The sequence below is a fragment of the Rhodococcus sovatensis genome, from assembly GCF_037327425.1.
GTDB lineage: Bacteria > Actinomycetota > Actinomycetes > Mycobacteriales > Mycobacteriaceae > Rhodococcoides > Rhodococcoides sovatense.
The window spans coordinates 2,857,404-2,881,882 of record NZ_CP147846.1; the positions used below are offsets into that span (position 1 = coordinate 2,857,404).

Genomic DNA, 24,479 nt, shown 5'->3' on the forward strand with positions numbered 1-24,479 from the left:
CGCCCTACACTGCACTGTGTGCCCGACGGACGACCTCTCCCAGAATCCGATCTACGAATCGGCCAAGCCACGCAGGCCGCCCGGTTGTACTACTTCCAGGACTTGACGATGGCGGCCATCGGTCGTGAGCTGGGCGTATCTCGTTCGACAGTCTCGCGGCTTATCACGTTCGCACGGGCGTCAGGACTCGTGGAAATCAAAGTTTCGACGCCGCTCGGTCAGGCACCCCGTATCGAGCAAGCATTCGCCGATCGCTACGACATTCGTGCACACGTGGTCCCCGTATCGGAAATCGTCGACGACTTGCAGCGTCTCGATCGCGTCGCCACGTTCGCGGGTCGGTTGCTGACGTCGTATTTCGAGTCGGACATGGTGATGGGAGTCGCGTGGGGAACCACCGTCAGCGCGGTCAGCCGCAAGCTCGCTCCCAAACGCACCCACAATTCGCACGTCGTACAACTCAACGGGGCAGCCAATACCCGCACAACAGGAGTGTCCTACGCGAGCGACATCATCAAGAACTTCGCCGATGCGTACGGCGCTGTGGCGCAGGGCTTTCCGGTCCCGGCGTTCTTCGACTACCCCGAAACGCGAGCTCATCTGTGGCGCGAGCGAAGCATCAAGCGTGTCCTCGAGTTACAGGACCGAATGCATCTGGCGGTCTTCTCCATCGGCGTAGTCAGCGGCGCGGTACCCAGCCACGTCTACAGCGCGGGATATCTCGAACGGCGTGATCACGCCGCACTCGAACGTGACGGCGTCGTCGGTGACATCGCAACAGTGTTTCTGCGATCCGATGGCAGCTACGACCGAATCGCCCTCAACGACCGATCCAGCGGACCCAGCCTCGATCGACTCAAGGCGGTCCCCCGACGGCTGTGCATCATTGCCGGTGAGTCCAAACTCGATGCGCTGAACGCGGCCCTGAAAGGCGGCTTGATCACCGATCTTGTCATCGACGACATCAGTGCCGCGGAGTTGATATTGCGCTCGCCCTGATGCATCCGAGGTGTCAGAACTCCTCGTACACGTCCGGGTCCTGACCCCAGATCCGCCCGCGCTCCAAACCGGAGATGGCTACCATCTCGTCGTCGGTCAGTTCGAAGCCGAAGATGTCCAAGTTCTGCTTCTGTCGATCCGGATTCGAGGATTTGGGCAGCGGTACCGCACCCAGCTGGATGTGCCACCGCAGGACCACCTGGCCTTCGGAGACACCGTGCGCTGCCGCCGCCTCGGCCACCGGTGGCGCTGTCAGCAGTTCAGATCCGCGTCCGAGCGGGCTCCAACTTTCGGTGACGATGCCGTGCTCGGCGTGGTATGCCCGCAGATCTGCCTGCGGAAAATAAGGATGAAGTTCGATCTGGTTGACAGACGGAACCACCGATGTCTCCGAAACGAGCCGATCGAGATGCGCGGCAGTGAAATTCGATACGCCGATGGACCTGACCACACCCTCTTTCTGGAGGTCGATCATTGCGCGCCACGTGTCGATGTAGTTGTCCACCTTGGGCAACGGCCAGTGGATCAGCAGAAGATCGATGTAGTCGACTCCGAGATTGTCGAGCGATGTCCGCGCGGATTCCTTGGCCTCGTCGTAACCGTGAAGTCGCCCGGGGATCTTCGTCGTGATCAGGATGTCCTCGCGCGGAACGCTCGACGCAGCGACTGCCCGCCCCACACCTGGTTCGGTTTCGTACCGAAGAGCGGTGTCGATGAGTCGATAGCCCGAGCTCAACGCTGCCGTCACCGTCGCCGCCATGTCTTCGCCTTCGGACTGCACAGTCCCAAGACCGATGACGGGAAGAGCGGTTCCGTCGTTCAGAGTGACAGTCGGTGTCATGTGTTCCTCCAGAAAGTGTGTCAGTATTCGACGGTAACCTTGCGGCCACCGTCGTTCATCGATTCCACCAGAGCGTCCGCGACGAGCCCAGCGCGAAGCCCGGCCTCCGCGTCGGCGAGGGTCGACGGCCGTCCCTGCTCGATCGAGTCGACCCACTCCTGCAGTTCGAGTCGATACGCCTCGGCGTATCGCGGTATCCAGTCGAGCGGGTAGTCGATGGAACGACGAAGCCCACTGTCGACGATGACGTGCGCCGGAACTGCGAATGATGCAACACCGTCCTCGCCGACGATCTCGCACCGGGTGTCGTAACCGTAGCGCGCATTGACGAAGAGTTCGAGTGTGATCAGGACGTCGGATTCGGTGCGCAGCAACATGATCTGTGGATCCTGGCGGATCCCCGAGTGCTTCGAGGTACGTCCCGCATGCCAGCTGACCTCGGTGATCGGCGATCCCAGAAGCCACGGCATGATGTCGAGTTCGTGTATCGCGGAGTTGGTGATGGTTGCCGACGAGTCACCGGGGCCGGCCTGCACGTTTCTGCTGACGCAATGCGCAACGAGCCTTTCGCCGATTCGCTCCACGGCTGCCGCGCGCTCGAGCTCGGCGTACGCCGGATCGAATCTCCGCATGAATCCGACGGTGATCAGATCTCGATCACCCTGGGCAGCAATGATGCCGCGACACTCCACTGCGGTAGGCGCGAGGGGTTTCTCGCACAGCACCGGCTTGTTCGCAGCAAGTGCGGCATGAACCAGTTCAGCGTGCGTCGAGTCGTGCGAGGCGACGATGACGGCGTCGACGCCCTCGTCGGCGATCAACGCGAATCCGTCTGCGGCAACTGATGCGCCACGCAATTCGGCGGCGATCGACGATGCGCGTCCAGCATCGAAGTCGGCGACGGCGGAGACCTCCGCACCCGAAATCGAACCGTTGATCTTACGAGCGTGGTCGGCTCCCATGATGCCGACACCGATGATTCCGACGCGCACTGTCATGCATTGAGTATGACATCCGATTGTCCAGACAAAATTGATATTGCCGAGATACCTGCCGCCCGGGCCTCGGTCATTTCTCGCGCGCCGGAGGGTGCGGTGTGTTGAACCTCGTCAGCACCTGAATTCGGGACGGCTCACTGACTACGCCCGTGAAGCCGCCGCCTGTGAATCCGCCGCCCGCCTGCATGAGCAACCGACAGGCCAGCCGTGCGTCGGCACGGAGGTCGTGATGGAGAACCGCAGACAACGCGCCGGATCTCAACAACGTGCGGTTGTCGCTGTCGAGGTCGTGACCGATGAACACGCGGCACCGTCGCCCTGCGCGTGCGAATGCTCGGACCGCCCCGGCGTTTCCGCCACCGATGGAGTAGACGGCCTCGATTCCCCGATGCTCGGCGAGCGCCTGGTGAACCAGTCGTTCCACGGTCTCGTCACGTCCCTCACTGTGGGTGATCTCCACGACGCGCCTGCCCGCCGCGGCACCGCGCTCGGCACCCAACGCGCGCAGCGTGGTGCGGAATCCGATCTCACGTTCCCCTTCGTTGCGGAAGATATTGCTGGTCGAGATCACCAGAACGGACGAGTCGGCGTCGCCGAGCCAGCTGTCCACCAGATATGCCGCGGTTGCTCCCGCCGCACGATTGTCGATTCCCACGTAGTCCAGTCTCCTGCTGGCAGGAACATCGGTCACGTAGGTCACAACCGGAATTCCTTTGTCGACCAGGCGGTCGAGGGCGACGATCACGTCCGGATCATCCGGCGCTTTGACTATCACTCCCTGGGATCCGCGGCTGGTGAACTTTCCGAGCGTCTCTACCATCGCCGCAACGGACTCGGTTTCTCTGAAGTGAAACCTGCACCGAACGACGGCGGGTGACAGCATCGGCAATTCCGCTTCCACTGCAGTCCTGAACTCGGCGGAGAATCTGGCGGGCGACTGCATGACGACGTCGAACAGGAACTTCCGACCATTGAGCCGCAGCTGGGATCGCTGCTTGTCGAGGTCGGAAATTGCTTGCTGCACTTCCGCTCTCGTGTCTGCGCGCACACCAGCGCGCTCGTGGAGCACCCTGTCGACCGTCGCCTCGCTCAGGCCTGCCTGCTGAGCTATCTCGCGGACCTTGTACCGATGAGTCACCGTCACCCCTGAGGTGTTTTTGATGGCATTTGCCGGTTGATACTACGGCAGGTACGGGTCAGACTCGAGGTTCGAGATTTCCTCACTCCGAATCAAGGACCACCACTGATGGGCGTAACCGTCGGCGTCATCGGCCTCGGCCGAATCGGCGCATTCCATTCCGAAACGTTGAGTACGCTCCCCGGCGTCGACGGCCTCGTCGTGACGGACGAACGGCCGACGGTGACCGAGTCCGTCGCAACGAAGCTCGGAGCAAAAGCAGTGGAGAGCGCTGCCGCAATGCTCGCCTCCGGGGTGGACGGCGTGGTCGTCGCAGCTGCGACCCCTGCGCACGCCGGATTGGTTCTCGCCTGCGTCGACGCCGGGATTCCGGTCTTCTGTGAGAAGCCGATCGCTGCGACACCGGCCGAGAGCCTCGCCGTCGTCGCGGGCATAGAGTCCAGTGGCGTCGAGGTTCAGATCGGGTACAACCGCCGATTCGCACCCGCGTTCGCTGCTGCCAAGAACGCCGCCGCATCGGGCGATCTCGGGTGGCTGCACACCGTTCGCTCCACGACGCTCGATCCCGCTCCCCCACCATTGGAGTACGTTGCGGTGTCCGGCGGCATCTTTCGCGATTGCAGCGTTCACGATTTCGACATCGTCCGCTGGATCGTCGGGCACGAGGTCACCGAGGTGTACGCCGCAGGATCCAACCAGGGCGACCCGAGATTCACCGAGTACGGCGACGTCGATACCGCCACCACCACGCTGACTTTCGAGAACGGCACTATCGGAGTCGTCTCCAACACGCGCTACAACGCCCGTGGCTACGACTGCCGCCTCGAGGTGCACGGCTCGCACGATGCCGTCGTCGCAGGATGGGACGAGCAGGTACCGGTCCGAAACCTGGAAGCCGGAAGCACATTCCCGAACGGCACCCCGCACGCATTCTTCATGGATCGATTCTCCTCCGCCTATCAGGTGGAGTTGGGCGCGTTCGTCGACGTGATCGCCGGCCGAATTCCATCGCCCTGCACGCCGCGCGACGCCCTCGAGGTGGCCTACATCGCCGAGGCCGCAACACTGTCCAGCCACCAGCACCGCCCGGTGCGAATCGATGAGGTACGACTATGAACAGCACTAGAACGAGCACCGATATCCGCATTGCGGGAGCTCCCATCTCCTGGGGCGTCTGCGAGGTCCCAGGCTGGGGCTACCAGATCGCGCCCGACCGCGTCCTGACCGAGATGCGCGACGCAGGACTGACCGCAACCGAAGTCGGCCCCGAGGGCTTCCTTCCTTCCGACCCGAACGAGTTGGCGGCGACACTCGACACGTTCGGCCTGACATCCGTCGGCGGATACGCACCGGTGCTGCTGCACGAAGAAGACCACGATCCGGTCCCCGGCATCGCGCCCTTGCTCGACGCTTTCATCGCCTCCCGGGCCGAGGTGCTCGTGCTCGCAGCTGCCACCGGCAGCGAGGGCTACGACTCGCGTCCCGACCTCGACGATGCTCAGTGGGACACACTGCTTCGCAACCTCGATCGCCTCCGCACCGCGGCAGCCGAGCGCGGTATCCGTGCCGTGCTGCACCCGCACATCGGCACCATGATCGAGAAGCGCGACGAGGTCTATCGCGTTCTGAACGGCTCGACCATTCCACTGTGCCTCGACACCGGGCACCTTCTCATCGGCGGCACCGACCCGCTCGAACTGGTACAGGCACACCCCTCGCGCATTGCGCACGCGCATCTCAAGGACGTCGACGCGGCACTCGCCGCGCGCGTCCGGTCCGGTGCGCTCACCTACACCGATGCCGTTGCCCAGGGCATGTACACCCCTCTCGGCACCGGTGACGCACAGATCGGCACGGTCGTGAACGAGCTGCTCGACGCTGGCTTCGACGGCTGGTTCGTGCTCGAACAGGACACGATCCTCGACGCCGAGCCGTCCGACGCGGGACCGGTCACCGATGTCATCACCAGCGTCGCGTACCTCCGTAGCGTCGTGGATGCACGCGTAGCGTCGAAGGCATGAGTGGCCTTCGGATCGGCGTGCTCGGCGCCTCCCGAATTGCCGAGGTAGCACTCGTCGAACCAGCACACATTCTCGGCCATCGCCTCGTCGCATGTGCTGCGCGCGATCGAGGCAGGGCCGAGATCTTTGCCGAAAAGTGCGGTGTGGAGCGGATTCTCGACTCCTACGATGCCGTCGTCGCCGATTCTGAAGTCGATGTGATCTACAACCCGCTGGCGAACTCGCTGCACGCGCCGTGGAACCTGGCGGCGATTCGAGCGGGGAAACCTGTGCTGACGGAGAAGCCGTTCGCTCGAGACCGAGCGGAGGCCGCGCAGGTCGCCGACGCCGCGGCTGCCGCGGGAGTGACGGTGATGGAAGGCTTTCACTACCTGTTCCATCCCGTGACCAGGCGGTTGCAACAACTGCTCGAGGATGGCTCGCTCGGCGAACTCCGGCACGTCGAGATCGTCATGCGTATGCCTGCGCCCGAGCCGGACGATCTTCGATGGTCGCTCGATCTTGCAGGTGGAGTCATGATGGACCTCGGTTGCTACGGGCTGCATGCTGCACGTCTGTTCGGGAAGTATGCGGGTGGCATTCCTGAGATCGCGCTGGCTACTGCCGTAGAGCGTCACCCCGGCGTCGACGAGTCGTTCGACGTTGCGCTCCAATACCCCAGCGGGGCAACGGCAACCTCGTCGAACTCCATGATCGATCCGGACTACCTGTTCACCCTTGCCGTGTTCGGATCGAAAGGTGAGGCGTTCGCGCACAACTTCATCAAACCCAACGAGGACGATCGGGTCTCTGTCACGGTCGGTTCGACGACGACCGTCGAGCATCTCGGGACGCGTACGTCGTACACGTATCAGCTGGAGTCGTTCGCCGACCACGTGTCGAACGGATCGCCCCTTCCGCTCGATGCCGCCGACGCCGTCGCCAACATGGCGATGATCGACGATGCCTACCGAAAAGCGGGCGTGTCGCCGCGGTAGAGAAATCACCCTCAGGTTCGTCCCGAGACTGCAACGCGACTTCGGTCTGCTGCCCTACGCTGCTGTCGCATGGATATTAAATTACGTCATGCACCGTCGTCGACCGTGGCCCGTTGCGTGCTCGCGCCAGGTGAGGCCATCAACGTCGAGGGCGGGTCGATGCTCGCGTGCTCGGCGCAGATACACGTCGAGGCGAGCACTCCAGGGGGCTTCCTCGGCGGCCTCAAGCGAGCCGCGCTCAGCGAGGGTTCCTACTTCGTCACCACCTATACGGCACCTCCCCAGGGCGGCTGGGTGGACGTCGCAGGCAGACTCCCCGGCGACACCATCGCATTGCCCATCACGCCCGGCCAGGACTTCTACCTCAGTCAGGGGTCGTGGCTGGCCAACTCGCGGGGAGTATCGGTCGACTCCCAGTGGGGTGGAATGAAGAACGTCTTCGGTGGACAAGGCGGATTCGGCTTCAAGGCAAGCGGCGACGGGCACGTCTTGATCGGGGTCTACGGCGCCATCGATACCGTCGATCTCGCACCGGGAGAATCGATCACGATCGACTCGGGGCATGTGATCGCCTATCACTTGGCCATGGCGTTCGAACTTCGTCGAGCGGTGCGGGGCAAGACGATGCAGACGCTCAAGTCCGGCGAAGGCTGGGTCTTCGACTTCACCGGCCCAGGCAGAGTTCTGACCCAGACCCGGAACCCGAGGGAGCTCGAGCGGCTGATCGTGGAGAAGTCGGCGGCGAAGTGACTGCTGCGGGCGTTCCGCCCAGTGGCACGAAAGAGTGCACCCCAATGCACTTAACCGCGCCACTGGGCGGGACGCCCGAATGCCGAAATCGCTACGCCCCCGGCGTGACCCAGCGACCCGAGGACACCGACTCGGTCATCGCGTCGAGCACCTCGGCACTACGGACGGCGTCCCACACCGTTGCCCCGACGGGCTTGCCGTCGGTGATGGACTGAAGGAACCGCTTCGCCTCGATGACCTTGAGGTCGTCGTAGCCCATCGCCGATGCGGAACCAGGCTGGAATGCCCCGTACTCACCCTGCTGTGGTCCGACGAAGACGGTGGAGACGGGCTGGTCCTGATAGCGATCACCGACGCTGAGCACCAGCTCGCCGAGGCGACGGAAGTCCCAGAAGACCGCGCCCTTGGTGCCGTGAATCTCGAAGCCGTACGCGTTCTGCTCACCGACTGCCACACGACTGGCCTCCAACGTCGCGCGTGCGCCGGACGCGAGACGAATCTGACTACTGACGAAATCCTCGTTTTCCACCGGCCCGAGCTCGCCACCGGTTGCGAGGGCGTGCCCGCTGGTGGCGCCGGTGGGCTTCGCACGCTCGGGAACGAAGACTGCGGTATCGGCGACGAGCGAGTCGATGTCGCCCAGCAAATACCACAGCAGGTCGGCGCCGTGTGACGCCAGATCGCCGAGTACTCCGTTGCCACCACGGGCTCGTTCGAAGCGCCAGCTGAGTGCGCCGTCGGGATGCGCGGCGTAGTCGCTGAAGAACCGGAACCGTGCATGCGTGACGGCGCCGATGTCGCCGGACTCGATGATCACCTTCGCTTGTTCGACGGCCGGGGCGTTGCGGTAATTGAAGCCGACGGCAGTCTGGACTCCCGCCTTGTCCGCGGCCAGTGCAACGGCGCGTGCATCTTCGGCCGAAAGTCCGACCGGCTTCTCGATCCAGATGTGCTTTCCGGCCTCGATCATGGCTGTTCCGATGCTGCGGTGCAGGAAATTCGGGGCCGTGATCGACACGGCGCCGATCGACGAATCGGACTCGATATCCCGCCAGTCGGTCGTGGCGTTCTCGAAGCCGAACTGCGCTGCGGCCTGTTCGGCGCGGCCGGGAACCTCGTCTGCCACCGACGCCAAGGTCGGGGCGAGCGCGAGATCGGGATAGTGGTGCCGCAGTCGAGCGTATGCCTGCGTATGCACCCGACCCATCCAGCCGAAACCGGCCACACCCACACGTATGTTCTTCGTCGAACTCACCTCGATCTACTCCGCGCAGTCGCGAACCGGTCAAATTGGACCGGTCCAATGCCTAGTAGAGTGTGCGACATGCACCGCTGGCGTGTCAACACCGGCACCGAACACCGCACCCGAGAGGACACTCCATGGCCCAGCCGACCATTCGAACTGTCGCCGCACACGCCGGGGTATCGAAGTCTCTTGTCTCCCTTGTGCTTCGCGGCTCCAGTTCGGTGAGCGAGGAGAAGCGGACCGCCGTCGAGAACGCCATCCGCGAGCTGGGCTATCGCCCCAACCTGAGTGCGCGCAGCCTGACGCAGAAGCGCACGCATATCGTCGGCGTACTCCTGAACGACCTCCGCAATCCATGGTTCGTGGATTGCCTAGAAGGAATGAATTCGATTCTGCAGCAGCATGATCTGAAAATGTTTCTAGCCGACGGCAGACTCGACCGCAGTTCCGACGCGTCGTACCTCGAGAGCTTCATGGACTTACGACTGGACGGACTCGCCCTCGTCGGCACTCGAGCGCCCACACCCGCCCTCATCCAGGCCGCCGCGACGATGCCCACCGTCGTGGTAGCAAGTAGAGATCTGGAGTGTGCTGGCGTGGATGTCGTCGCCAACGACGACGAACTCGGGACGAGGCTCGCCGTCGACCACCTCGCCGACCTCGGCCATCGCCGAATCGCGCACCTGGCAGGAGTCGGAGCCGTCGCCGACATCCGCGCGGACAGCTACCGCGACGCAATGACCCGCCATGGGTTCGCGAGGTTCATTCGGGTGGTACCGAGCGGAATGACCGAGGACGACGGGCACCGCGCCGCGGACACCCTTCTCGACGGACCCTCCAGGCCCTCTGCTGTGTATGCCGTCAACGATATGGTGGCGATCGGAGCGATGACGGCATGCCAGGAGCGCGGGCTCGCGGTTCCACTCGACATCTCGATCATCGGCTACGACAACACCTACCTCGCCCGACTACGTCACGTGCAGCTGACCAGCGTGGACAACGCGACGATCGAGGTCGGACGGCGTGCAGCGAGCGCGCTGATCCAGCGGATCGCAGACCCGACCGCCCCCGGGTCTCTCGAACTGGTGCCGCCTGCGCTGCATGTCCGAGCGTCGACTACATCCCCCACCCGCAACAGCTAGACGGTCGAATCAGCGATCGACGACGGTGGTGTCGAAGTAGTATCGCGACGCCCGGTAGGCGTGGGCACCGAACTCCACAACACTGCCCGAATCGTCGAAAGCCGTCCGGTGCATCGTGAGCAGCGGAGCCTTGTACTTCTCGTCCAACAACAGAGCTTCCTCGCGGTCGGCCGCCTTTGCGCCGATTCGCTGGCGCGCCAAGCGAATATGAACGCCCCTCGTTCGCAGCGATTGGTACAGGCCCTGAGACTCGAGCTCCTCCGGATCGGGAGCAATTGCCGATGGCAAGTGGTTCGTCATCACAGCGAGAGGCTCACCGTTGGTACTGCGAAGCCTGCGGATGGTCACCACTTCGGTGTCGTCGAGGATGTTCAACTCGCGCGCGACCTCGTCCGTCGCGATCCCGACGTGGTAGTCGAGCAACTTGGTCGACGGACTCTGACCGGCACGCGCCAGGTCGTCGAACAAGCTGGTGAGTTCGACCGGACGGTGGACCGGGCTCTGCACGACCTGGGTACCGACGCCCCGTTTGCGCACGAGCAGGCCCTTGTCCACGAGCTCCTGGATGGCCCGACGGGTGGTCGGCCTCGACAGGTTCAGTCTCTTCGCGAGCGCGAGTTCGTTCTCGAAGCGGTCGCCCGGCGCGAGGTGTCCACTGAGTATCGCGGCTTCGATCGCCTGGGCGAGCTGGAAGTACAACGGAACAGGGCTGCCTCGGTCGAGCTCGACAGACAGCGGAGTCGCTACCGCACTGGGCGTCCGCGGTTCACCTGTGGACACATTCGATGCAGTCACAGTGCTTGCTCCGTTTCTCATCCGGGGCCGTCCGTCTACGCCCAGCTTGATCGGAAGTGTAGGCGAACACTAACATCACCTTGACTTGAAGTAAGAATGTCAGGACAAACTATTGACATCAATGTGTGAACTGGCGCACAGTAGATGCCGACAGGCCCACGACCCGTGCGAACAACTCCTCCCCCGTTCCCAACACCCAATGGAGTCGATCTTGACCACCACAGCCGACGCGAACACAAAGGCCTTCGACGTCCTTGCCATCGGACGCAGCGGCGTCGACATCTACCCACTGCAGACCGGTGTGGGCCTGGAGCACGTCGAGTCCTTCGGCAAGTTCCTCGGTGGGAGCGCAGCGAACGTATCGGTGGCCGCAGCTCGGCTGGGCTGCAGGTCCGCACTGATCTCTGGAGTCGGAAACGACCCGTTCGGACGCTACGTCTCCGCCGAATTGGCCCGCCTCGGCGTCGACAATCGCTTCGTCGTGACCGACGCCCAGTTCGCCACGCCCGTCACTTTCTGCGAGATCTTCCCGCCGGACGACTTCCCGCTGTACTTCTACCGGAAGCCATCCGCACCTGATCTGCAGATTCGGCCCGAGAACATCGACGTGGACGCAGTGCATAGTGCACGCCTGTACTGGTCGACCGTCACCGGACTGTCCGAGGAGCCCAGCCGCAGTGCACACTTCGCCGCGTGGGAAGCGCGGGGGCGCGCACCGCTGACCGTTCTCGATCTCGACTACCGCCCGATGTTCTGGGAGACGACGGCCGCCGCCACCGAGCAGGTCCGCAGAGCCCTCCAGCACGTCACCGTCGCCGTCGGCAACAAGGAAGAGTGCGAGATCGCCGTCGGCGAGACCGAACCGCACAAGGCCGCGGACGCGCTCCTGGATCTGGGTGTCGAACTCGCGATCGTCAAGATGGGCCCCAGAGGAGTGATGGGCAAGACACGGACCCAGACGGTCACCGTCCCGCCGAATCTCGTCGACGTCGTCAACGGTCTCGGCGCAGGTGACAGTTTCGGTGGATCGCTCTGCCACGGCCTCCTCGAAGGCTGGCCGCTGGAGAAGATTCTTCGCTACGGGAATGCTGCGGGCGCTATCGTCGCGTCTCGTCTCGAATGCTCGACTGCAATGCCCACCGCGACCGAGGTCGCCACTCTCGCAGAAGCATCCACCCCCGAAGATTCCAACAACGAGGCCGTCAATGTCTGAGATCACCATGACTTCTGCGGCCGCAGCCACGTACTCCGACGTGACCGCACTGCGCGCCAGCGATCCGCAGGCCATCGACCGAGCGTGGGCCACGAGAGTCACCCGCGACACCATTCGGGGTAACGGCAGGCTCATGATCGTCGCAGCCGATCACCCGGCGCGCGGCGCATTGTCGGTCGGCGGCAACGCAACCGCCATGAACAGCCGGACCGAACTCCTCGATCGTCTGCGCACGGCACTCGCCAACCCCGGTGTCGACGGTGTTCTCGCCTCGTCCGAGATCTTGGACGACCTGGTGCTGCTCGGCGCGCTCGAGGACAAAGTCGTCTTCTCCTCGATGAACCGCGGTGGGTTGGCCGGCGCGTCGTTCGAGTTCGACGACAGAATGACCGGCGCCACTGCCGCTTCCACGGCCAAAGCACGGATGAACGGCGCGAAGATGCTCACGCGCATCGCTCTCGACGATCCCGGCACGCTGGCGACCATGACGGCCTGCGCTCAGGCAATCGACGAACTCGCCGCCCACCAGCTCATCGCCATGGTCGAGCCGTTTCTCTCCAGCCGAATCGACGGCAAGGTGACGAACGACCTCAGTGCCGACGCCGTCATCAAGTCCATCCACATCGCCCAGGGTCTCGGGTCCACCTCGGCCTACACCTGGATGAAGCTGCCCGTCGTCGCCGAGATGGAACGCGTCATGGACGCCACGACACTTCCGACGCTTCTACTCGGCGGAGATCCGCAGACCGCGCCCGAGGAAACGTACGCAAGCTGGGCCCAGGCCCTCGAAATCCCGGCGGTCCGCGGCCTGATCGTCGGGCGGACTCTGCTCTACCCGCCGGACGGCAACGTCGAAGCAGCCGTCGGTACCGCCGTCGACATGGTGAGGTGAGAGATGAACTCCGAGTATTACATTGCGGCAGGTTCGGGTGGCAGTGGCGGTTTCGACATCGTCGTCACACCCGAGAGCGCAGGGTGGAGCGAATCCAGCCTGTTGACGATCACGCTCGCCCCTGGAGAATCCGTGGATCTGAACACGGGACGCGACGAGATCATGGTCGTCCCACTGTCAGGTTCGGCGACGGTCACCAGCGACGGCACCGAGTTCACCCTCCTCGGACGCGCCTCGGTCTTCGACGGACCGTCCGATTTCGTCTATGTCGGAGCAGAATCCGCGTACACCCTCGGAAGCCGCGCAGGTGGGCGGTTCGCCTTGTGCGGCGCACGCGCCGAGGCGAAGCTCCCGTTTCGCTACGTGCCTGCAGCCGACATCTCGGTCGAACTCCGAGGCGCCGGAAACTGCAGCCGCCAGGTACACAACTTCGGCACCGCTGACACGTTCGAGGCCGACTCGCTCATCGCGTGCGAGGTCATCACCCCGGGTGGGAACTGGTCGTCCTATCCCGGTCACAAGCACGACGAGAACACCGAGAACGAATCGGCGCTCGAGGAGATCTACTACTTCGAGATTGCCGAAGGTCCGGACGGTAGCAACGGCTTCGGCTACCACCGCGTCTACGGCACCCCGCAGCGCCCGATCGAGGTACTCGAAGAGGTCCGCACCGGTGACGTCGTCCTCGTTCCGCACGGTTACCACGGCCCGTCCGTCGCAGCTCCCGGCTATCACATGTACTACCTCAACGTCATGGCCGGACCGGGCCCCGAACGCGCCTGGAACATCGTCGACGATCCCGAGCACACATGGATCCGCGGCACCTGGTCGGACCAGGCAGTCGATCCCCGTCTTCCCTTGAACGGCCCAACCCTCGACTCCGATCCCGAAGGAGCATGACCGTGGTGTCCACCGCGCCGATCTCGGCGAACAAGACCGAGAACACCGAACCCACAGTGCACCTGACCGTCGCTCAGGCGGTCGTGAAGTTCCTGGCCAATCAGTACGTCGAGCGCGACGGCACGCGCACCAAGTTCTTCGCAGGCGCGTTCGGCATCTTCGGACACGGCAACGTCGCAGGCCTCGGTCAGGCGTTGCTGCAGGCCGAGATCGACGCCGCCGAAGCTGGTACCGAACCCGAACTCCCCTACGTCCTCGGACGTAACGAGCAAGCCATGGTGCACAGCGCCGTCGCCTACGCTCGGCAGAAGGACCGACTGCAGGCATGGGCCGTCACGGCAAGTGTCGGGCCGGGCGCAACGAACATGTTGACCGGCGCGGCGCTCGCCACCATCAACCGTCTGCCCGTATTGCTGCTTCCCGCAGATACATTCGCGACCCGCGCAAGCGCTCCCGTGCTGCAAGAGCTCGAACTCCCGTCGAGCGGTGACGTCACCGTCAACGATGCGTTCAAGCCTCTCTCACGTTATTTCGACCGAGTGTGGCGTCCGGAACAGCTGCCGAGCGCTCTACTGGGCGCACTGCGTGTGTTGACCGATCCGGTCGAGACCGGAGCTGCAACCATCGCCATCCCGCAGGACGTTCAGGCCGAGGCCTTCGATTGGCCGGAGTCACTGTTCGCGCCGCGCACCTGGCACGTCGCTCGCCCGCTCCCGGAGAAGTCGGTGATCACGCGGGCCGCCGAGGTCATCCGAAGCGCCACGAAACCGATGATCGTCGCAGGCGGTGGCGTCATCTACTCCGGCGCCACCGAGGCGCTCGCGTCGCTGTGCGAGAAGACGGGCATTCCGGTCGGGCAGAGCCAGGCCGGGAAGGGATCACTTCGGTACGACCACCCGCAATCGGTCGGCGCCATCGGTTCCACCGGCACCACCGCAGCCAACGCTCTCGCGACCGAGGCCGATCTTGTCATCGGAATCGGAACGCGCTACAGCGATTTCACGTCGGCGTCACGCACAGCATTCAACAACCCGAACGTCCGCTTCGTGAACATCAACGTCGCGTCGATCGACTCGGTCAAGCAGGGCGGCATCTCGGTGGTCGCCGACGCCAGGGAAGCTCTCGACGCTCTGGCTCTCGAACTGGCCGACTACGAGGTCGATCCTGACTACCGCAGTCGCACAGCGGACCTCGCCTCCGAGTGGGAGCAGATAGTGTCCTCGGTCTACGCGATCGAGGACCCCACCGCATTGTTGAATCAGAGCCAGGTCATCGGGCTTGCCAACACGCTCTCCGAGCCTCGCGATGTCGTGGTCTGTGCTGCAGGTTCGATGCCAGGAGACCTGCACAAGCTCTGGCGTATACGCGATCCCAAGGGCTATCACGTCGAATACGGGTTCTCGTGCATGGGCTACGAGGTGGCCGGCGGCATCGGCGCCAAGATGGCCGAACCTGATCGTGACGTGTTCGTCATGGTCGGCGACGGCTCCTACCTCATGATGGCGACCGAGTTGGTCACCGCCGTGCAGGAGGGCGTCAAGATCATCATGATCCTGGTGCAGAACCACGGTTTCGCCTCCATCGGATCGCTGTCGGAATCCCTTGGCTCCCAACGCTTCGGTACCGCCTACCGCTACCGAGGGGACGGCGGGGCGAGCGAAGCGACGGGGCTGCGGAAGGGCCGTCTCGATGGCGACCTTCTGCCCGTCGATCTGGCTGCGAACGCGGCGAGCCTCGGAGTCGACGTCGTGCGCGTGAACAACGGTTCCGAGTTCACCGACGCAGTCAAGGCCGCCAAAGCAAGCGAGAGCACAACGGTCATTCACGTCGAGACCGATCCTCTCGTCGCTGCACCGGATTCCGAGTCCTGGTGGGATGTGCCGGTCAGCGCTACCTCGACACTCGAATCCACTCGAGATGCGTACGCCACGTATGAGAAGTGGAAGAAGATCCAGCGCCCATTCCTCCGCCCGTCCAGCGACTAGCACCAGAGGACTCACCGATTCCATGAAGATCGCACTCGATCCGACGCCGCTGCACCATGACTTCTCGTTGTTGGAACTCCCTCGCGCGGTTGCCGAACTCGGCTACGAGTACCTCCAGCTCACACCGCACGTCGACATGATTCCGTTCTTCAATCATCCCAAGGCCGACGACGATCTCGTCACCAAGTTCAAGAAGGCATGCACCGACGCTGGTGTCGGAATCGCCTCGGTGCTTCCGGTACTGCGGTGGTCCGGTCCCGACGAGGACGCGCGTGAAGCCGCGGTGCGGTACTGGAAGCGCGCCATCCAGATCACGGTCGATCTCGGTGTGAACGTCATGAACACCGAGTTCAACGGCCGCCCCGAGAAGGCCGAGGAGTCCGAGCGCGCGTTCTACCGTTCGATGGAGGAGCTCGTACCGATCATCGAGCGCGAGGGAATCGATGTTCGCATCGACCCCCACCCGGACGATTTCGTCGAGGACGGACAGGCGGCCATCCGTGTGATCCGCGGAATCAATTCGAAGAACGTCGGCATGGTGATCGTCGCGTGCCACCAGTTCCACATGGGCGCCGATCTCCCCGGAATCATGCGCACCGCGGGCGATCTCGTCCGGCTCGTGCATGTCGCCGACACGATGGATCATCATCGTTCGAACGGACTTCGCTACATCACCAATCCTCCCGGCAACGCTGCCCGCGTTCACCAGCACCTCAAGATCGGCGACGGCGACGTGAACTGGGACGAGTTCTTCGGCGGCCTGGGTGAACTCGGATTCTACGACAGGAAAGACACCGTCATGGTGTCGAGCGTGTTCGCCGAGAACGAGAACGCGCACGAGGTCTCGCGGTACCAACTGCAGACGATGAACGACTACATCGCGAAGTATTCCACTCGCTAGTAGCGATGCGCCGCTTCAGGTCTGTGCGCCGGACCTCGAATGCTCGATATGACCGGTTTGTGTCCGAAATCCGCCGCTCAGGGTCGATAGTGTGCAGGAACGACCGGTGGGTCGGACAGTCGGCGAGCGGATCAGCACCTAGGGTGATTCGCGATGAGAACGATTTCCCGGGTGACCGCGGCCCTCGCCACGACCGCCGTCCTACTCACGACGGCCGGTCCCGCGTTCGCGCAACCGATCGATCCACCCACCGAAACCACGACGACACCCTTTGCGACGCCGAACACCAACGACTGTCCATTCGCGACGTCGCCGCCTCCTGCGATCGATCTGTCCGAGGTCCCTGCGCCCGGTGACACGGTGCCCCCTCCGCTGCCGGTCCCCGCGGACGCTGTCGGCGGCGAGAGCCTCGGTCAATGCGGGACGGTTACCCCTGACGGTGCACCGCCGCTACCGGCAGACATCTCGGCCACCGGTTGGGTTCTCTCGGACCTCGACTCCGGAGACGTAATTGCCGCCAAGGACCCGCACGGTCGGTACCGTCCGGCGAGCACGATCAAGATTCTGCTGGCGCTCGTCGCACTCGAGGAACTGGACCTGAACACGACCGTCGTCGCTACCGCCGAAGATGCGAACGCCGAAGGCAGCGCGGTCGGGATCGGGAAGGGCGGCGTGTACACCAACTTTCAGCTGATGCAGGGCCTGGTGATGGCGTCCGGAAACGACGCCGCCCATGCGTTGGCAGCTCAGCTCGGCGGCGACGCCGCGACAGTGGCGACGATGAACGCCGAAGCGAAGGCACTCGGAGCTCTGGACACTCGGACCGCGACACCGTCCGGACTGGACGGTCCCGGAATGTCCAGTTCTGCCTACGATCTCGCGTTGCTCTTCCGCACAGCCATGCAGAATCCGACATTTGCGGAGCTCATCTCGACCGAGACCGTGCAGTTCCCCGGATTCCCGAAGGACCCCACGATTCCCGACGATGTGGATCGTCCTGGCTTCACTCTGTCGAACGACAACCAGCTTCTCTACAACTACGACGGTGCACTCGGCGGTAAGACCGGCTACACCGACGACGCCAGGCAGACGTTCGTCGGCGGAGCCGCCAAGGATGGTCGACGCCTTGCCGTCACGATCATGCTGGGCGACGTCCTACCTATCCGACCGTGGGAGCAGGCGGCTCGGCTTCTCGACTACGGTTTCGAGCTCCCACCCGGCACGAGCGTGGGCACTCTGGTGCAGCCCGAGTCCGTGGGCGAGGTGACGAGCACACGTACCGCAGCACCCACCCTCGCCTCTCCCCCTAGTGCGACGTCCGGGTCCAGCGAGCGCGAATCCGCACTCGAATCCGGCGGTGACACCGCAATCCGCGTGGGAATCGGAATCTTCGGCGCGCTCGTGGTGCTCGGCTTGCTGCTGTGGGCGCGTCAGCTGAGCCGCAAGCGCTGATCGATCAGCGTCTGCGTCCCAGGAAGCCCAACCCGATAGCAGCCAGTGCACCCGCCCCGACGAGCGCGATTCCTCCGCCGATACTCGGGCCGTCATTGACTTCGAGGCGTGTGGTGATGACTGCCGGCTCCGGTGGCGGCACGAACGCCAATGCCATGCTCTCGCGGGTCGTCGCGGCGAAAGCGGTGGCGAACAACACGAACCGTGACGTCGTGAAGACGAACACCAGCAAACCGATGATCGGACCGAACACGACACCGGCCGGGCCGTTGGTCACCGAGCTCAGGTAGATCGCCGCGATCTGCTTGAAGATCTCGAAGCCGACAGCTGCTATCAACCCACCTTTGACTGCACTTCGGAACGGGACCGGCTCACGGGGAAGTCGAGAGATGACCCAGGTGAACACAGCCCACGTCGCGACGAGCGCCAGCAACACCGAGACGATACGCAACAGCACACCGACACCGGGCGCTTCGTCCAGGTTGAGAAGCCGGAGAAGAGACTGCATGACGGATCCGCCGTTCAACGCGGAGAGTCCGAGGGACAGCGCCATCGCCAGACCGAGACCGAAGAGCGCGGCCAAATCCTTGAGCTTCGTCGCTACGAAGCTGCCAGGCTCGTGGACGGACTCCCACATCGCGGTGAGCGCCTCGCGAAGATTCGCGATCCATCCGAGACCTGCATACAAAGCGCCGAGCAAACCGAGGACGCCGACGCTTGTCCTCGACTCCACCGCGGTGTCTATCAGCGAATTGATCGTCTCGCCGAGACTCCCCGGAACGTTCTGTGCAATCTGGTCTCTGATCTGATCGAGCCATTCAGGCTGACCTACCAGCACGAACCCAGCGGCCGCGAAAGCAACCATCAACAGCGGGAACAACGCAAGGACGCTGAAATAGGTCATGCCCGCGGCGTAGTAGTCACCCTTCTGTGCCTGGTATCGCGATGCGGCACGGACCGTGTGATCGAACCACGGCCACTTCTGCCGACGGTCCTGCAGTATTGCGCCGAAGTCAGGAACTTCAATCACTCCTCGAGATAGGCCCTTGCTGTCGGTCCCCGGGTATCAGTATGAGCTGTTCTCAGGGAAGCGGGGCCAAGAACCCCACCCGGTCGTACACCTGCGCCAACGTTCGTGACGCCACCTCCCGTGCCCGATCCGCACCGTCGGCGAGAACGCGGTCGAGTTCGGGAATATCGGACATGTACCCGTCGACGCTGGCTTTGAGTGGGGTCACGAACTCCGTCAAGACATCTGCCGTGTCGGACTTGAGGTCCCCGTAGCCCTTGCCTTGGTATCCCGCGACGAGGTCCTCGATGGACCGGTCCGACAGTGCAGATTGGATGACAAGAAGGTTGCTGACGCCCGGCTTGTTGGCCGGGTCGAACACGATGTCACGTTCGTTGTCGGTCACGGCCGACCGGAGTTTTTTCGCCGTCACCTTGGGGTCGTCGAGCAAGTTCACGATGCCGGCCGGGTTTGAGCCGGACTTGCTCATCTTCGACGCCGGTTCCTGTAGGTCGTAGATCTTGGCGGTGCCCTTGATGATGTGCGCGTCTGGAACGACGAACGTCTTCTTGAACCTGGTGTTGAATCGCTGCGCAAGATCGCGGGTCAGCTCGAGGTGCTGGCGTTGATCCTCACCGACCGGCACCAGGTTGGGCCGATAGAGCAGGATGTCGGCGGCCTGCAGAACCGGATAGGTGAACAGACCGACCGACGTCTGATCGCGCCCCTGCTTGGCAGATTTGTCCTTGAACTGGGTCATTCGTCCGGCTTCGCCGAAACCGGTGATGCAGTTGAGAACCCACGCGAGCTGAGCGTGCTCCGGGACCTGACTTTGTACGAACAGCGTCGAGCGCTTCGGGTCGATGCCGACGGCCAGGAGCTGGGCTGCCGCGATTCTGGTGCGATGCCGCAACGCTTTGGGGTCCTGCGGCACCGTGATGGCGTGTAGGTCCGGAATGAAGTAGAACGCGTCGTAGTCGTCCTGCAATGCCACCCACTGACGCACGGCACCCAGGTAGTTACCGAGGTGGAACGAGTCCGCCGTCGGCTGGATGCCGGACAGGACGCGCTGGCGCGGTCCCTGTTGTGCGTCGGTAGGTGAAGGAGAAGACATGCTCATGATCTTTTCACGACGCGGCAAGGTCTTTTCTTCCAGGCTCTAGCGGTAGCGAACCGTCACCGGCGCGTGATCGGACCAGCGTTGGTCGTAAGCCTCGGCGCGCTCGGTGACGGCGTCCTTCGCGCGATCGGCGAGCGATTGCGTCGCGAGCTGGTAGTCGATCCTCCACCCCGCGTCGTTGTCGAAGGCCTTGCCGCGGTACGACCACCAGCTGTACGGACCTTCGACATCGGGATGCAGTTGACGAACTACATCCGTCCATGGGCTCTTCTCTGTCAGAAGAGCCGACACCCACGCGCGTTCCTCGGGAAGGAACCCCGAGTTCTTGCGGTTGGTCTTCCGTGTCTTGAGGTCGTTCTCGGTGTGGGCGATGTTCCAGTCACCACTGACGACGACGTCTCGATCGGCTGCCTTCGCGGCCTTCGCGATTGTGGCGAGGTACGTGGCGAACGCTGCCATGAATCGCTCTTTCTCGTCCTGGCGCTCGGTGCCTACCTCACCCGACGGCAGGTAGAGGCTGGCCGCGGTGACGTCACCGAAGTCCGCCTCGATGTAGCGGCCAGACTCCTCGAATTCTGCGGCGCCGATCCCCACCCGCACGGCGTCGGGCGCCGTGCGGGAGAGAATGGCAACACCGTTTCGCCCCTTGGCCGAAGGTTCCGCCGACGCCAGATGCCAGCCCGAGTCGAGTGCCGGCGCGAGAGCCTTGGTCAGCTCTCCGTCGTTTGCACGCGTCTCCTGCAGGCAGACGACATCTGCGTCGGTTGTCTCCAACCACGGCAGCATTCCTTTCCTGGCGGCCGCGCGAACTCCGTTGACGTTGACTGTGGACACGGTGATAGGCACGCACAGCACGGTAGTCGACGGCACCGACAGCACGCCGCAGGTGGGTTCACCGGCGGCGCTTCGGTTTGGCTCCCGGTTTGGGAGCGGTCACCCGCACTTCAGGTTTCGACGCGCGTGCCTCCTCGGCTGCGCGCGCGTCTTCTTCATCGATACGTCGGTACACCAGGTGCTGTTGAGCGTATGTCCATATGTTGTTGCTCACCCAATACAGCAGCACCGCGATCGGCAGGACCGGTCCGCCGACGAGAACACCGACGGGAAAGACCCACAGCAGCAGCCTGTTCATCATCGCTGTCTGCGGATTGCTTCGTGCGACGTCGTCCTGACGTGCAATGGACGCGCGTGCATTGAAATGCGTCGCGACACTTGCCATCACCATCAAGGGAATCGCAACAAGTGCGATGGTCACTATCGTCGGTACTCCGCCGAACGGAGCAAACGAATCCAACGTGTCCCGTGAACTGCTGATGGCAGCCGAAATGGGCGCGCCGAACAGACGAGCGTCGAGGAACGACTGCACGTCGTCCACACCGAAGAAGTAATTCGGGGTGTTCGCGTTGTCCTGCGCGGACATACCGAGCTGGCCGAACCCGGTGGCCGTACGGTTGAACGATCTCAACACGTGCAACAAACCGATGAACACCGGCGCTTGTGCAAGCAGTGGAAGGCATCCGAGCAACGGATTGAACCCGTGTTCCTTCTGTAGCTTCTGCATCTCGCTGGCCTGCTTGGCCCGGTCACCCTGATACTTCTTCTGCAACGCCTTGATCTCGGGTTGCAGCTTCTTCATCGTGAGTTGTGTACGAATTTGTCGGACAAAGGGTCTGTAGAGCGCCAACCGGAGCGTGAACACCAGAAACACGACGGCCAGCGCCCAAGTGATTCCGTTGTCCGGTCCGAGGACGGAGCCGAATATCGTGTGCCAGATCCACAGAATTCCGGACACGGGGTAATAGACGAAATCGAGCATGGAAAGCACCTCATCGAAGTAGTCGGCCAAAATGGATCTGCTCGACCGGCGACGGCGCCCGGAGTACGGGTCGCTGGACCGGTCAGGTGACCGATCCAGGTGCTCTCGGCATAGGCCGCCCCGGTGCGTCGGGACGGTGTTGGCGACGAAATCCCCCGCGGAGGCGTCGTTCCTCGGCGGGTGGGTGCGTACTCGGCGTGCTCGCGGCGATGATCGCCGACGAACCGAGGACGCCGAGCACGACGAGGGCAGAGACTGCGAGCCCCATCAGAGCCAATTGGACAGTCGGCTGGTCGTCGACGACGACCAAGAGCAACAGCGTTGCGACGAACAGGGCCGCGAACGCGGTCAGGGCGCGACTGCTTCCTACGAACGAACGTGGGTGGTACACGAGAACTCCCGGGGTGCGGACTGACGAAAACGAACGGTCCGGGGGCGAACTCGGGTTACCTGATCAGAGCGCCCCCACCGGCGCACCGGGAGCGCGAGGCATGGGACGGCCTGCCTCGTCTGGACGTTCCTGCCTGCGGAACGCGCCGCGTAGCCGCCGCTGCGCGCCGTCGGGACCGTATGCGACGCCGAATACCGCACGCAGCAGGTCTTTGCGGCTTCCCACGGCCACGACCGTCACGACCAGCGCGGTGACAACGAAGCCGAACAGGGCTGCAGTGGCGGCAGAATCAGGGAGCGTGGCGAGCAGTGTCAGAACAAGGAGGTATGCCGCGACGAGATGGATATATCTCATGGCATTCCTCCTCACGCTGGATGACGTTCCCGGTTCACCATATCCGAAGTGCAGGCACCCGCTCAGGGCATCGATGCACAGGTAACGGTCGGACGCTGGTCGAGCAGCTCGGATGCCCGCGCGTCGGGAACGTTCCAGTCCCGCCAACTGCCCGACGGCTCGCCTGCACCGAGTGCGCAGCTACGGTACGGCTCGGGAAGCCGATCGAGTTCGGGTGCCGCGTCGCTCGACAATCGTGACAGATACCGAGTGTCGATCTTGCCGGTGGTCTCGAATCGCTCCACATTGTGCCGCGCGATGTATGCGTCGGGGTTGAGGACCGCCAGACCCAGAACTGTCAGCACCGCACCCGCGCCGACGGCTCGCGGAAGCCATCGCCCCGACATTTTCAGTCCTGTCGCCATCACGAGCAGGAACACCGAACCGAGCCACAGTTCGACGGCGGTCACGAACAACCGCAGGGTCGTGTATCCGTACTGCTGTTCGTACAGGGACATCCGATGAAGCGCAGACGCGACCACGACGAGCGACAAGGTGCACAGCAGGCCCAGCAAGATCCGTAGGGCCGCGCGATCGACCACCGAGGTTCTCGGTGCCTTCCTGATGACGATCGCAATGACGAGCAACGTCAAGGCCGTCACCGCGAGCAGTTGCCAGAACCCCTGGCGCGCATACTCGGCGTTGGTGAGCCCGTCGGTGACCAACACGTGGCTCTGGCCGCCGAACAACGACCCGATCTGCACGCCGACGAATCCAGCGAACACAGCAACGAGGGCTGCGAGCGGAACGATCCACTCCCACAGCCGGATCGTCCTCGACGACGGCCGAGCCAACCGGTCGAACCGCGGACGATTGACCACCAGGTACGACGCGGCGAGCACTCCACCGGCCACCAGAAGGAAGACCATGACTCGTGCCGCAGCCACACCTGGATCCCATTCCGGCGCGACGTCGTCGACGAGCCTTTCGAATGCGGGGTCTGCGCCGGCGAACAGTGCAGCGAAGACTCCGACCACCACGATGGTGACGACCGCCACGGCTGCGACTCGACCGAAATGTATTCGCCCTGTGTCCAGGCGTCGCATCCCGCGGGAGGTCCAGCGCACCGTCCTGGTCATGACCAACACCGGAGTCATTGCCCCGAGCGCTGTGCCCCTGAAGGTCCACGACCCCGACAGCACCGCGCCGGCGACGAACACCGCCAACCACATCGACATCGTTACCAACCACCCGGCCGATCGGAACACGGCAACCGAGCTGAGGGCCAGGACTGTCAGTGCCCCGGCAGCGTGCCACGTCGTCGTTCGTTCCGGTCGAGCGCACGCTACCGCCACCAGGATCGCCACCGCAGTGATCGGATAGCCGATGCCTGTGCCGGACAGCACGACCGAGCCGACAACCCCCGCCAACAGCGCTCCGACCAATACGTGCCGGGGCGCCGCTGCATGACGCACGACGGGCCAGACTCTGACCGGCCAGGGTGAACAGCGATGCTGCCGCACAGGCGCTTTCCGGCTCTCTGTCGGTGTGGGACCTTCG

General features: G+C 63.7%; 24 protein-coding genes. 12 read left to right on the forward strand and 12 right to left on the reverse strand.

Features of this window, described 5'->3' with window-relative positions; all coding sequences use genetic code 11:
* Window positions 1–18 precede the first annotated feature (18 nt).
* Window positions 19–999, forward strand: coding sequence for a sugar-binding transcriptional regulator (locus WDS16_RS13360; RefSeq protein ID WP_338893109.1), 981 nt, complete (start codon window positions 19–21; stop codon window positions 997–999).
* A 13-nt stretch (window positions 1,000–1,012) separates the two neighbouring features.
* On the opposite strand, the gene WDS16_RS13365 is transcribed toward WDS16_RS13360, so the two are convergent.
* The 3 genes from WDS16_RS13365 to WDS16_RS13375 all read right to left on the reverse strand — a co-directional run bounded on the left by WDS16_RS13365 (window position 1,013) and on the right by WDS16_RS13375 (window position 3,976).
* Window positions 1,013–1,840 (reverse strand): aldo/keto reductase, encoded by an 828-nt coding sequence (locus WDS16_RS13365; RefSeq protein ID WP_338893110.1) that lies wholly within the window; start codon window positions 1,838–1,840, stop codon window positions 1,013–1,015.
* Between the two features lie 20 nt (window positions 1,841–1,860).
* Window positions 1,861–2,838, reverse strand: a complete 978-nt coding sequence (locus WDS16_RS13370; RefSeq protein WP_338893111.1) for a Gfo/Idh/MocA family oxidoreductase — start codon at window positions 2,836–2,838, stop codon at window positions 1,861–1,863.
* 70 nt (window positions 2,839–2,908) lie between these two features.
* The gene (locus WDS16_RS13375; RefSeq protein WP_338893112.1) at window positions 2,909–3,976 is read right to left on the reverse strand and encodes a LacI family DNA-binding transcriptional regulator; all 1,068 of its coding nucleotides are present in this window, start codon (window positions 3,974–3,976) and stop codon (window positions 2,909–2,911) included.
* A 108-nt stretch (window positions 3,977–4,084) separates the two neighbouring features.
* On the opposite strand from WDS16_RS13375, the gene WDS16_RS13380 reads away from it, so the two are divergent.
* From WDS16_RS13380 to WDS16_RS13395, 4 genes are all read left to right on the forward strand, one after another.
* Window positions 4,085–5,092, forward strand: coding sequence for a Gfo/Idh/MocA family protein (locus WDS16_RS13380; protein ID WP_338893113.1), 1,008 nt, complete (start codon window positions 4,085–4,087; stop codon window positions 5,090–5,092).
* Complete coding sequence (locus WDS16_RS13385; protein ID WP_338893114.1) at window positions 5,089–5,997, forward strand: sugar phosphate isomerase/epimerase; 909 nt, start codon at window positions 5,089–5,091, stop codon at window positions 5,995–5,997. Before WDS16_RS13380 ends, WDS16_RS13385 begins: the two co-directional genes overlap by 4 nt.
* The gene (locus WDS16_RS13390; RefSeq protein WP_338893115.1) at window positions 5,994–6,974 is read left to right on the forward strand and encodes a Gfo/Idh/MocA family oxidoreductase; all 981 of its coding nucleotides are present in this window, start codon (window positions 5,994–5,996) and stop codon (window positions 6,972–6,974) included. Before WDS16_RS13385 ends, WDS16_RS13390 begins: the two co-directional genes overlap by 4 nt.
* Before the next feature lie 69 nt (window positions 6,975–7,043).
* Window positions 7,044–7,724 carry a TIGR00266 family protein gene (locus WDS16_RS13395; RefSeq protein WP_338893116.1) on the forward strand — a complete coding sequence of 227 codons (681 nt, stop codon included), beginning with the start codon at window positions 7,044–7,046 and terminating at the stop codon, window positions 7,722–7,724.
* A gap of 91 nt (window positions 7,725–7,815) precedes the next feature.
* On the opposite strand, the gene WDS16_RS13400 is transcribed toward WDS16_RS13395, so the two are convergent.
* Complete coding sequence (locus WDS16_RS13400; RefSeq protein WP_338893117.1) at window positions 7,816–8,979, reverse strand: Gfo/Idh/MocA family oxidoreductase; 1,164 nt, start codon at window positions 8,977–8,979, stop codon at window positions 7,816–7,818.
* 125 nt (window positions 8,980–9,104) lie between these two features.
* On the opposite strand from WDS16_RS13400, the gene WDS16_RS13405 reads away from it, so the two are divergent.
* A complete protein-coding gene (locus tag WDS16_RS13405; RefSeq protein ID WP_338893118.1) occupies window positions 9,105–10,112 on the forward strand; it encodes a LacI family DNA-binding transcriptional regulator in 1,008 nt (335 codons plus the stop codon).
* 9 nt (window positions 10,113–10,121) lie between these two features.
* On the opposite strand, the gene WDS16_RS13410 is transcribed toward WDS16_RS13405, so the two are convergent.
* A complete protein-coding gene (locus WDS16_RS13410; RefSeq protein ID WP_338893119.1) occupies window positions 10,122–10,928 on the reverse strand; it encodes a GntR family transcriptional regulator in 807 nt (268 codons plus the stop codon).
* Window positions 10,929–11,106: 178 nt separating this feature from the next.
* Between WDS16_RS13410 and iolC the strand changes: the two genes are divergently transcribed.
* The 6 genes from iolC to WDS16_RS13440 all read left to right on the forward strand — a co-directional run bounded on the left by iolC (window position 11,107) and on the right by WDS16_RS13440 (window position 18,250).
* Window positions 11,107–12,120, forward strand: coding sequence for a 5-dehydro-2-deoxygluconokinase (gene iolC, locus WDS16_RS13415; RefSeq protein WP_338893120.1), 1,014 nt, complete (start codon window positions 11,107–11,109; stop codon window positions 12,118–12,120).
* The gene (locus tag WDS16_RS13420) at window positions 12,113–13,012 is read left to right on the forward strand and encodes a Cgl0159 family (beta/alpha)8-fold protein (RefSeq protein WP_338893121.1); all 900 of its coding nucleotides are present in this window, start codon (window positions 12,113–12,115) and stop codon (window positions 13,010–13,012) included. Before iolC ends, WDS16_RS13420 begins: the two co-directional genes overlap by 8 nt.
* 3 nt (window positions 13,013–13,015) lie before the next feature.
* Window positions 13,016–13,912 (forward strand): 5-deoxy-glucuronate isomerase, encoded by an 897-nt coding sequence (gene iolB / locus WDS16_RS13425; RefSeq protein WP_338893122.1) that lies wholly within the window; start codon window positions 13,016–13,018, stop codon window positions 13,910–13,912.
* Window positions 13,909–15,897 carry a 3D-(3,5/4)-trihydroxycyclohexane-1,2-dione acylhydrolase (decyclizing) gene (gene iolD, locus WDS16_RS13430; protein WP_338893123.1) on the forward strand — a complete coding sequence of 663 codons (1,989 nt, stop codon included), beginning with the start codon at window positions 13,909–13,911 and terminating at the stop codon, window positions 15,895–15,897. Before iolB ends, iolD begins: the two co-directional genes overlap by 4 nt.
* Before the next feature lie 22 nt (window positions 15,898–15,919).
* A complete protein-coding gene (locus tag WDS16_RS13435) occupies window positions 15,920–16,798 on the forward strand; it encodes a sugar phosphate isomerase/epimerase (protein ID WP_338893124.1) in 879 nt (292 codons plus the stop codon).
* A 153-nt stretch (window positions 16,799–16,951) separates the two neighbouring features.
* A complete protein-coding gene (locus WDS16_RS13440; protein WP_338893125.1) occupies window positions 16,952–18,250 on the forward strand; it encodes a D-alanyl-D-alanine carboxypeptidase family protein in 1,299 nt (432 codons plus the stop codon).
* Window positions 18,251–18,254: 4 nt separating this feature from the next.
* Here WDS16_RS13440 and yhjD read toward each other — a convergent pair whose 3' ends face one another.
* The 7 genes from yhjD to WDS16_RS13475 all read right to left on the reverse strand — a co-directional run bounded on the left by yhjD (window position 18,255) and on the right by WDS16_RS13475 (window position 24,394).
* Window positions 18,255–19,280 (reverse strand): inner membrane protein YhjD, encoded by a 1,026-nt coding sequence (yhjD, locus tag WDS16_RS13445; RefSeq protein ID WP_338893126.1) that lies wholly within the window; start codon window positions 19,278–19,280, stop codon window positions 18,255–18,257.
* Between the two features lie 52 nt (window positions 19,281–19,332).
* The gene (gene trpS, locus WDS16_RS13450) at window positions 19,333–20,373 is read right to left on the reverse strand and encodes a tryptophan--tRNA ligase (protein WP_338893127.1); all 1,041 of its coding nucleotides are present in this window, start codon (window positions 20,371–20,373) and stop codon (window positions 19,333–19,335) included.
* Between the two features lie 45 nt (window positions 20,374–20,418).
* Window positions 20,419–21,225, reverse strand: coding sequence for an exodeoxyribonuclease III (locus WDS16_RS13455; RefSeq protein WP_338893128.1), 807 nt, complete (start codon window positions 21,223–21,225; stop codon window positions 20,419–20,421).
* 46 nt (window positions 21,226–21,271) lie between these two features.
* On the reverse strand, window positions 21,272–22,195 hold the full coding sequence (yidC, locus tag WDS16_RS13460) for a membrane protein insertase YidC (RefSeq protein ID WP_338893129.1): 924 nt from the start codon (window positions 22,193–22,195) through the stop codon (window positions 21,272–21,274).
* A gap of 82 nt (window positions 22,196–22,277) precedes the next feature.
* The gene (locus WDS16_RS13465; protein WP_338893130.1) at window positions 22,278–22,586 is read right to left on the reverse strand and encodes a DUF6412 domain-containing protein; all 309 of its coding nucleotides are present in this window, start codon (window positions 22,584–22,586) and stop codon (window positions 22,278–22,280) included.
* Between the two features lie 63 nt (window positions 22,587–22,649).
* Window positions 22,650–22,940, reverse strand: a complete 291-nt coding sequence (locus tag WDS16_RS13470) for a DUF6412 domain-containing protein (protein ID WP_338893131.1) — start codon at window positions 22,938–22,940, stop codon at window positions 22,650–22,652.
* A gap of 62 nt (window positions 22,941–23,002) precedes the next feature.
* On the reverse strand, window positions 23,003–24,394 hold the full coding sequence (locus WDS16_RS13475; RefSeq protein WP_338893132.1) for a DUF4173 domain-containing protein: 1,392 nt from the start codon (window positions 24,392–24,394) through the stop codon (window positions 23,003–23,005).
* Window positions 24,395–24,479: the final 85 nt, after the last annotated feature.

Coding starts and splice junctions, on each gene's coding strand:
- WDS16_RS13365 (WP_338893110.1), bottom strand. CDS start 1,840: ATGACACCGACTGTCACTCTGAACGACGGAACCGCTCTTCCCGTCATC.
- WDS16_RS13370 (WP_338893111.1), bottom strand. CDS start 2,838: ATGACAGTGCGCGTCGGAATCATCGGTGTCGGCATCATGGGAGCCGAC.
- WDS16_RS13380 (WP_338893113.1), top strand. CDS start 4,085: ATGGGCGTAACCGTCGGCGTCATCGGCCTCGGCCGAATCGGCGCATTC.
- WDS16_RS13385 (WP_338893114.1), top strand. CDS start 5,089: ATGAACAGCACTAGAACGAGCACCGATATCCGCATTGCGGGAGCTCCC.
- WDS16_RS13390 (WP_338893115.1), top strand. CDS start 5,994: ATGAGTGGCCTTCGGATCGGCGTGCTCGGCGCCTCCCGAATTGCCGAG.
- WDS16_RS13395 (WP_338893116.1), top strand. CDS start 7,044: ATGGATATTAAATTACGTCATGCACCGTCGTCGACCGTGGCCCGTTGC.
- WDS16_RS13405 (WP_338893118.1), top strand. CDS start 9,105: ATGGCCCAGCCGACCATTCGAACTGTCGCCGCACACGCCGGGGTATCG.
- WDS16_RS13410 (WP_338893119.1), bottom strand. CDS start 10,928: ATGAGAAACGGAGCAAGCACTGTGACTGCATCGAATGTGTCCACAGGT.
- iolC (WP_338893120.1), top strand. CDS start 11,107: ATGGAGTCGATCTTGACCACCACAGCCGACGCGAACACAAAGGCCTTC.
- WDS16_RS13420 (WP_338893121.1), top strand. CDS start 12,113: ATGTCTGAGATCACCATGACTTCTGCGGCCGCAGCCACGTACTCCGAC.
- iolB (WP_338893122.1), top strand. CDS start 13,016: ATGAACTCCGAGTATTACATTGCGGCAGGTTCGGGTGGCAGTGGCGGT.
- iolD (WP_338893123.1), top strand. CDS start 13,909: ATGACCGTGGTGTCCACCGCGCCGATCTCGGCGAACAAGACCGAGAAC.
- WDS16_RS13435 (WP_338893124.1), top strand. CDS start 15,920: ATGAAGATCGCACTCGATCCGACGCCGCTGCACCATGACTTCTCGTTG.
- WDS16_RS13440 (WP_338893125.1), top strand. CDS start 16,952: ATGAGAACGATTTCCCGGGTGACCGCGGCCCTCGCCACGACCGCCGTC.
- trpS (WP_338893127.1), bottom strand. CDS start 20,373: ATGTCTTCTCCTTCACCTACCGACGCACAACAGGGACCGCGCCAGCGC.
- yidC (WP_338893129.1), bottom strand. CDS start 22,195: ATGCTCGATTTCGTCTATTACCCCGTGTCCGGAATTCTGTGGATCTGG.
- WDS16_RS13470 (WP_338893131.1), bottom strand. CDS start 22,940: ATGAGATATATCCATCTCGTCGCGGCATACCTCCTTGTTCTGACACTG.